The 7309-nt window shown below is 61.1% G+C and carries 8 protein-coding genes; 7 read left to right on the top strand and 1 reads right to left on the bottom strand.

Going from position 1 to position 7309, the window contains the following annotated elements; translation table 11 throughout:
- Positions 1 to 111: 111 nt before the first annotated feature.
- From mdcC to mdcH, 6 genes are all read left to right on the top strand, one after another.
- A complete protein-coding gene (gene mdcC / locus QLG07_RS12075; RefSeq protein ID WP_187496976.1) occupies positions 112 to 411 on the top strand; it encodes a malonate decarboxylase acyl carrier protein in 300 nt (99 codons plus the stop codon).
- Entirely contained in the window at positions 404 to 1234 is an 831-nt protein-coding gene (locus QLG07_RS12070; RefSeq protein ID WP_048914628.1) for a biotin-independent malonate decarboxylase subunit beta, read from the top strand. Before mdcC ends, QLG07_RS12070 begins: the two co-directional genes overlap by 8 nt.
- Positions 1235 to 1236: 2 nt before the next feature.
- On the top strand, positions 1237 to 2037 hold the full coding sequence (gene mdcE, locus QLG07_RS12065) for a biotin-independent malonate decarboxylase subunit gamma (protein ID WP_282469292.1): 801 nt from the start codon (positions 1237 to 1239) through the stop codon (positions 2035 to 2037).
- 131 nt (positions 2038 to 2168) lie between these two features.
- Positions 2169 to 3128 (top strand): AEC family transporter, encoded by a 960-nt coding sequence (locus QLG07_RS12060; RefSeq protein WP_133622739.1) that lies wholly within the window; start codon positions 2169 to 2171, stop codon positions 3126 to 3128.
- A 1-nt stretch (position 3129) separates the two neighbouring features.
- On the top strand, positions 3130 to 3738 hold the full coding sequence (locus QLG07_RS12055; RefSeq protein ID WP_282469291.1) for a malonate decarboxylase holo-ACP synthase: 609 nt from the start codon (positions 3130 to 3132) through the stop codon (positions 3736 to 3738).
- The gene (gene mdcH, locus QLG07_RS12050) at positions 3738 to 4637 is read left to right on the top strand and encodes a malonate decarboxylase subunit epsilon (RefSeq protein WP_099754842.1); all 900 of its coding nucleotides are present in this window, start codon (positions 3738 to 3740) and stop codon (positions 4635 to 4637) included. The genes QLG07_RS12055 and mdcH overlap by 1 nt, the downstream gene beginning before the upstream one ends.
- Here the strand turns inward: mdcH and QLG07_RS12045 are convergent.
- Entirely contained in the window at positions 4627 to 5556 is a 930-nt protein-coding gene (locus QLG07_RS12045; RefSeq protein WP_099754840.1) for a LysR family transcriptional regulator, read from the bottom strand. The genes mdcH and QLG07_RS12045 overlap by 11 nt on opposite strands.
- Before the next feature lie 413 nt (positions 5557 to 5969).
- Here QLG07_RS12045 and QLG07_RS12040 point away from each other — a divergent pair, with 413 nt between their 5' ends.
- Positions 5970 to 7193, top strand: coding sequence for an oxalate decarboxylase family bicupin (locus QLG07_RS12040; protein WP_048914633.1), 1224 nt, complete (start codon positions 5970 to 5972; stop codon positions 7191 to 7193).
- The last annotated feature ends 116 nt before the right edge of the window (positions 7194 to 7309 follow it).

The raw sequence follows: 7309 nt of genomic DNA, 5'->3' as shown, positions 1-7309 counted from the left end.
CGTAGGGGCCAGGCATGCCCACCCCCACGAATACCCCGTAGGGGCCAGGCATGCCTGGCCCGGCGTTATGGGTGCCGCCCGCAAAGGGAAAACACATTTTCAGAGGTTCTTATGCAACAGTTCACGTTTTCATTTCCGGCTTCGCGCCAGCTCAGCGGTAAAGCGCTCGCGGGCGTGGTTGGCTCCGGCGACATGGAGGTGCTGTACATCGCCAGGGATAGCGATCTCCTCCAGGTCGATGTCACCACCTCGGTAGATAACAGCGCTGCACGCTGGCAGGCGCTGTTTAATCGCCTGAGCAGCCTGGGCGCACTGCCCGCCGGGCAGATGACCATCCACGATTTTGGCGCCACGCCCGGCGTGGCGCGCATCCGCATTGAACAGGTATTTGAGGAGGTCGCCGATGCGTAACGACCGCAGTTTTATCGAGCTTAATGCCCGCCAGCGCGCACGACTGCTGCTGGATGAGGGCAGCTACCGCGAACTGCTCGACCCGTTTGACGGCGTTATGTCGCCGTGGCTTGCTGCGCAGGGCGTCGTGCCGCAGGCGGATGATGGCATGGTCGTGGCGAAGGGCACCATTGACGGCCAGCCCGCGGTCGCCATCGCCATCGAAGGGGCTTTCCAGGGCGGCAGCATGGGGGAAGTGTCCGGGGCCAAAATGGCGGCCGCGCTGGAACTGGCGGCAGAAGATAACCGTAACGGCACGCCAACCCGTGCGGTGCTGTGCTTTGAAACCGGCGGCGTGCGCCTGCAGGAAGCCAACCTCGGGCTGGCGGCGATTGCAGATATCCATGCGGCAATCGTCGACCTGCGCCGTTACACCCCGGTTATTGGCATCATCGCCGGGACCGTTGGCTGCTTTGGCGGCATGTCGATAGCCGCCGGGCTGTGCAGCACGCTGATCGCCACCCGCGAGGCACGCCTCGGGTTGAATGGTCCGCAGGTGATTGAGCAGGAGGCGGGGATCGACGAGTACGACTCCCGCGACCGGCCGTTTATCTGGAGCATGACCGGCGGCGAAGTGCGCGCGCGCAGCGGGCTGGTGGATACGCTGGTGGCGGATGGCCAGCAGGCAGTAAAGAACGCCATGCGCGCAGCGCTGGCAAAAGGCATTCCTGCGCAGCATCGTTCGCAGCGCTGGCAGGAGTATCTGCCGCGCCTGACGCAGTTTGACAGCCGCCAGCAGGCGGATGCGCAGCAGATTACACAGCTCTTTAGCAGGGAGGATTGAGGATGAAAAAAACCATCACACGCGGCGAAACCTGGCTGCAACAGCTCACCGCCGGTGCCAGCCGGCTGCCCGGGCTCTGCCCATCGGTACAGGCTGCGGATGGCGAGCTGAACGGCGAGGCCGCACGCTTTATCGCGGTGGTGCCGGATGCCGCTAACCACTATCCGCGAGCGGCGGGCGGTGAGGTCGGGCTGCTGGAGGGCTGGACGCTGGCGAAAGTGGTCAGTGAAGCGGTGCAGCAGGATGCGGGTAAAGCAGGCAAGCGGCTGATTATCGCCGTGATTGATGTGCCAAGCCAGGCCTACGGCCGCCGGGAAGAGGCTTTTGGCATACATCAGGCGCTGGCCGCCGCTGCCGGAGCCTATGCCGAAGCGCGTCTCGCCGGGCATATTGTCATCGGACTGATCGTCGGCAAGGCGATGTCCGGCGCCTTCCTCGCGCACGGCTATCAGGCCAACCGGCTGATTGCCTTTAACGACCCGGGCGTACAGATCCACGCCATGGGTAAAGAGGCTGCGGCGCGTATCACCCTGCGCAGCGTTGCGGCGCTGGAAAAACTGGCTCAGACCATTCCACCGATGGCCTACGACATCAAAAATTACCACTCGCTGGGGCTGCTGGAAGCGCTGCTGGATATCCGCCAGCCGGACGCGCCCGATGAGGCTGACGTCAAGCAGGTGCAGCAGGCGCTGAACGATGCCGTGACGGCAGCCCGGCGCGATCCAGGTCTGCAGTGCCGTTTGCAGGCGGAGCATCGCCGCAGCTCGAAAGCGGTGCGTGCGAGAATGCGCGCGGCCTGGTGAACGGCCACCTGACGGCAATAAGTAACATAACTACCTGCAGGGCGGGAGCGGCACGCAAATAGCCCTCACTCCCGCCTGAAAAAAATAATAATTGTCGCGCCTGCGCGCGGCGTTAACTAACAGGTGATGCTATGACTTACGTTATTATCCATGCTCTTGCCCCTATTTTTGTCATCATGTTACTCGGCTTTTATGCGGGTAAAGCCGGAATGGTTGATAATAAAAACGTCGTGACGCTGAATATCTTTGTGATGGATTTCGCCCTGCCCGCGGCGCTATTTGGCGCGACCGTCCAGACGCCGTGGCAGGGTATTATTGCGCAGTCCCCGCTGATTGTGGTGCTGGCATTAACCATGTGGGTGACCTATGCCGCGATCTACTTTATTAGTACCCGATACTTTCATAAGTCACCGCAGGATGCGGCAGTGCTGACGCTCACCGTGGCACTGCCTAACTATGCCGCGCTGGGCCTGCCGATCCTCGGCAGCGTGCTGGGGCCCGGGCCAGCAACCTCACTGTCGGTGGCGGCATCGATTGCCTGCGGCTCGGTGCTGATGACGCCCTTCTGCCTGCTGATCCTTGAGCGTGAAAAAGCGCGTGCAGCGGGCCATAGTCAGCACGGCGGAATAGGGATGCTGCCACTGCTGATGTGGCGTTCCGTCACCAAACCGATAGTCTGGGGGCCGCTGCTTGGGGTTGTCTTGTCCGGGGTGCAGCTGAAAATGCCGGACCTGGTGCTGGCGGCGATCCATCCTCTCGGGCTGTCCGCGACGGCGGCTGCGCTGTTTCTGACCGGCGTTATTCTCTCTGCGCGCAAACTGAAGCTCAGCCGGATCGTGGTGATCTCCAGCCTTACCACCATGCTAATCGAACCCTTTATCGCATGGGGACTGGTGCTGTTGTTCGGGCTGCATGGGCGTGTTGCCGTGACCGGCATTCTGATGATTGCGCTGTCGGCGGGTTTCTTCGGCGTGGTATTTGGCAACCGTTTTGGCGTCTATTCGCCGGACGCGGAAGCCACGCTGCTGATCAGTTCGCTGTTATGTATTATTACCTTACCGCTATTTATTACGCTGACTGCAGGACTCTGATATGACTTATACGCCCCACGACCTGGTCTGGATCCGCCACTCGCAGGCTTTGACGGGCGATCTGCCCGCCTGGGTCAGCAGCCAGTGGCGCAGCGCGCTGCCGCTGGTGGTGCGCCGCGACAGCGATGAGAACGGGCGTGTCCCGGTTGGCGTGCGCGGGCTGCGGCGCGAGGAGCGTGCGGCCGGTTGGGTGGCTGCCGCTGACATCGTGCAGGTACAAAACCCGGAAGCGTTCAGCAGCGTGGAGCGGCTGCTGGCCTCGCCGTTTGTTTCGCAGCAGCCGGTGCAGGCGTCGATCCAGCTGGTGCAGCAGCGCTGGTGGTGGCCCTGGGGCATTACCGGCAGCGTCGGCTATGCGCTGGCGACCGAAGTGCCGGTGCTGTCAGCGACCAGCGATCTCGACCTGCTGATCCGCTGCCCGCATCCGGCCGCGGAGACGGAGCTGCGGCGCTGGCAGGCGTTTGTCAGCCAGCTGCCGTGCCGGGTCGATACCCAGGTCGAAACGCCGTACGGTGCCTTTGCCCTCAATGAATGGCTGCGCGATGGTCAGGTCCTGCTGAAAACCAACCTTGGCCCGCGCCTCACCGCTCAGCCGTGGAGTAGCCCATGATGAAAGTGCTGTTCACCTTTCCCGGCCAGGGGCCGCAGCGCCCCGGCATGCTGCAACAGCTGCCGCAGGGGGATGCGCTGCTGGATCGCGCCAGTGAAGTATTGCATGAGGATGCCCGAGCGCTTGACAATGCACAGGCGCTGCAGCACACGCGGGCGGTGCAGTTGTGCCTGCTGATTACCGCAGTGGCGCATGCGCACGCGCTGCAGCGGCAGGGGGTGGAAGCGGATATCACCTGCGGCCTGTCGATCGGTGCGTTTCCGGCGGCGGTGGTTGCCGGGGCGCTGGCGTTTGACGATGCGCTGCGGCTGGTGTCGCTGCGCGGCGAGCTGATGGAGCAGGCTTATCCGCAGGGCTATGGCCTGACGGCAATTGTCGGGCTGGAGCAGCAGCAGCTGGAACCGCTGCTGGAGACGGGCTGTTATCTGGCGAATATCAACGCGCCGCAGCAGCTGGTGATTGCCGGTAGCGACGCGCTGATGGCGCAGGTAGCAGACAAAGCGCTGGCCGCCGGGGCGCAGAAAGTGCATCGGCTGGCGGTGAGTGTGCCTTCGCACTGCGCGCTAATGGCCGCTCCGGCGGCAGAGCTGGCGGCCGCCTTCAGCAGGCTAACCCTCCAGCGCCCGCGCTGTGCGTACCTTAGCGGCAGCAGCGCCCGGGTGCTATGGCAGCCGCAGCAGATCGCCGACGATCTGGCGCAGAACATGGCGCGTACCGTGCGCTGGCATGAAGCCATGGTGGCGGCGAATGAGCGAGAAGTCGGGCTGGCGATTGAGATGCCGCCCGGCGCGGTGCTGACGGGGCTGACGCGCGGGCCGTTATCTCGTGGGGAGGCGATAGCGCTGGAGCAGGGCGGGCTGCTGCTGGCCCGCCGTCTGGTGGCGCGAATTAAGCCTTAGTTTGCTGACGCTGGCGGCTGTACATGCGGCCTTCCGCCACCAGCGCCAGCAGGTTGGGGTCATGCTCGCGGTTGCGCTCGAAGACAATCGCGATGTTCTGGCGCATCTGGTATGGCTCCGCCAGCGGCAGCAGCTGCACGGAATTTTCATACACTTTTTTCATCCTCCCCGGCAGCAGGGTATAGCCGACACCCGCCTGCACCAGGCTCAGCATGGAAAAAATATCGTTTACCCTGGTGACAATATCCGGCTCATATCCGGCAACGTTAAACGCCTCCTGAAAGCCCTGCCAGGTAGCAAATCCTTCCGCCAGCGAGACAAATTTCTGCTGGCGAAAATCGCGCAGGTCAGCGGGAAAGCTGGTGTCCAGCCCGGAAGCGGCCGGAGCCGCCAGGAAGATATCGTCATCGAACAGCGGGAGTATTTCAAAGCGGCTGTAGTCGATCTCGCCGGGCGTAAGCGCAATCAGAATAGCATCAAGATAGCCATCCTCCAGCTTTGTGGTGAGCAGCTGATTCGACCCCATCGTCAGCTCCATTTCGAGGTCCGGGCGGCGCAGTTTCATCCCCATAATCAGCTTCGGAATGGTTTCCAGCGTCAGCGAGTAGAGCGTGCCAAGGCGAATATGCCCCTGGCCGATACCCGCCGCTTTACGCGTCTCCTCCACGCCGCGTGACAGGGTATCCAGCGCCTCCTGACTGTATTCCCACAGGGTTTGCGCCGCAGGCAGCGGCACCAGGTTGCGTCCCTGATGGATAAATAGCGGGCAGCGCACGCTCTCTTCCAGGCTATGCAGGGCGCGGTGAACGCTGACGCTGCTGATCCCCAGCGCTTCTGCGGTGCGTGCCAGGTTGCCACGGCTCATGAAGGCAATGAAGATCTCCAGCTTACGAAAAGTGATATCCGAATCGATGTTCATAGTCGCCCGTGTAGGTAGAAGGTAAGAAACAGGTCAGAGTAAGCCGGCTATTTTAGTGCCGACGTCAGGGGGTTTCTTGACGCATCGTAGCGCAGTGCCTGTAACCAGCCATGACAACAGCAGCATAATTTTGATAAACAGACTTGATGTTGAAGCGCCGTTTTGTGCTAAAAGAGTCGCCGATAAAGTATTTAACATCAATGTAACCTAAACAATAATTAGATAACGTTAACAATTTTGATGTTTATGCCGTGGCTTAATTAAAATTTTCAATGGATTTCTATTTACAATTCATGCGCTAATCATCTTCCGCTGTTGCTGGTGAGTTCAGATACATCGCCTAGGCTAATCATTGAGTGGCTTATCCCGCCATTCTCTGAGGTCTATTTTAAGCTGATAAAAGGAAGCAGCGTATGAAGCCTATCTCACGTCGTAATTTTATGGCCTTTGCCGCCGGCGGCACCGTGGCCCTGGCAGCAGGCAGTGTCCATGCCCATGACAAAACCATTAATGCGCAGCCGTGGAGTGGAAAAATGGGCGGCACCGACCCGGGGCCGCATGACCCGATGCGCGAAGGGGAAAATCCGGATATCGTTAATCCCCCCGCTACCGACAACGGCACCTTGCCGAATCTGCGTTTCTCCTTTAGCGACGCCCATGTGCGCAAAGGCAGCGGCGGCTGGACGCGCCAGGTCACTCAGCGCGAGCTGGGGATCTCCACCACCATTGCCGGGGTGGACATGCGCCTCAACGCGGGCGGCATCCGCGAGCTGCACTGGCACAAAGAGGGGGAGTGGGCCTATATGACTTACGGCAGGGCGCGCATCACCGCGCTGGATACCGACGGTGGCTGGTTTGTGGATGACGTTGGCGTGGGTGACCTGTGGTACTTCCCGCCCGGTATGCCGCACTCAATTCAGGGGCTGGGGCCGGACGGCTGCGAGTTCCTGCTGGCCTTCGACGACGGTAATTTCGATGAGGACAGCACTTTCCTGCTCAGCGACTGGTTTAAGCATATTCCTCCGGAGGTGCTGGCGAAAAACTTCGGCGTGCCCGCCAGCACCTTCGACCGGCTGCCGTCGCCGTCTGATGAGTATATTTTTGCCGGCGAGGTTCCCGGCGCGCTGAGTGCGGATGCGATGAGTGGGGCAAAGCGCTCCACGCTGCAGTTCAGCCACCGCATGATGGCGCAGAAACCGATAACCCTGAAGGGCGGCACGGTGCGGATTACCGACTCCTCCACCTTTAAAATTTCCAAAACCATTGCCGCCGCGCTGGTCGAGCTGGAACCGGGCGCGATGCGCGAGCTGCACTGGCACCCGAACAACGACGAGTGGCAGTACTATCTTGAAGGGCAGGGGCGCATGGGGGTATTCGCCTCGTCCGGCCAGGCACGCACCTTTGATTTCCGTGCCGGCGACGTCGGCTATGTGCCGTTTGCCATGGGGCACTACATTGAGAATACCGGCGATAAGCCGCTGCGTTTCTTAGAGCTGTTCAAAAGCGATTACTATGCGGATCTGTCGCTCAATCAGTGGCTGGCGCTGACCCCGCCTGCGCTGGTGAAGCAGCACCTGCATCTGGACGACGCCTTTATGGCTGCGCTGAATAAAAGTAAAACTCCGATCGTCGACTAACCCCTGTTGCTCCAGGCGGGGCAAGCCCCGCCCGTCTCATTTCTCTGTTGCTGCGCACGCCTGACGGCCGCTGAGAGCGGAGTAATCTGTATCGGAATATGAATTGTAATAAAAGC

It is taken from the genome of Erwinia sp. V90_4 (genome assembly GCF_029967685.1).
Taxonomy (GTDB): Bacteria; Pseudomonadota; Gammaproteobacteria; order Enterobacterales; family Enterobacteriaceae; genus Erwinia; species Erwinia aphidicola.
The sequence above is the reverse complement of the archived record's forward strand: the minus strand, read 5'-3'. Positions and strand labels throughout refer to the sequence as shown.

What these genes read in the sequence shown, in the direction of transcription:
- mdcC (WP_187496976.1), top strand. Translation starts at nt 112, where the DNA reads ATGCAACAGTTCACGTTTTCATTTCCGGCTTCGCGCCAGCTCAGCGGT.
- QLG07_RS12070 (WP_048914628.1), top strand. Translation starts at nt 404, where the DNA reads ATGCGTAACGACCGCAGTTTTATCGAGCTTAATGCCCGCCAGCGCGCA.
- mdcE (WP_282469292.1), top strand. Translation starts at nt 1,237, where the DNA reads ATGAAAAAAACCATCACACGCGGCGAAACCTGGCTGCAACAGCTCACC.
- QLG07_RS12060 (WP_133622739.1), top strand. Translation starts at nt 2,169, where the DNA reads ATGACTTACGTTATTATCCATGCTCTTGCCCCTATTTTTGTCATCATG.
- QLG07_RS12055 (WP_282469291.1), top strand. Translation starts at nt 3,130, where the DNA reads ATGACTTATACGCCCCACGACCTGGTCTGGATCCGCCACTCGCAGGCT.
- mdcH (WP_099754842.1), top strand. Translation starts at nt 3,738, where the DNA reads ATGAAAGTGCTGTTCACCTTTCCCGGCCAGGGGCCGCAGCGCCCCGGC.
- QLG07_RS12045 (WP_099754840.1), bottom strand. Translation starts at nt 5,556, where the DNA reads ATGAACATCGATTCGGATATCACTTTTCGTAAGCTGGAGATCTTCATT.
- QLG07_RS12040 (WP_048914633.1), top strand. Translation starts at nt 5,970, where the DNA reads ATGAAGCCTATCTCACGTCGTAATTTTATGGCCTTTGCCGCCGGCGGC.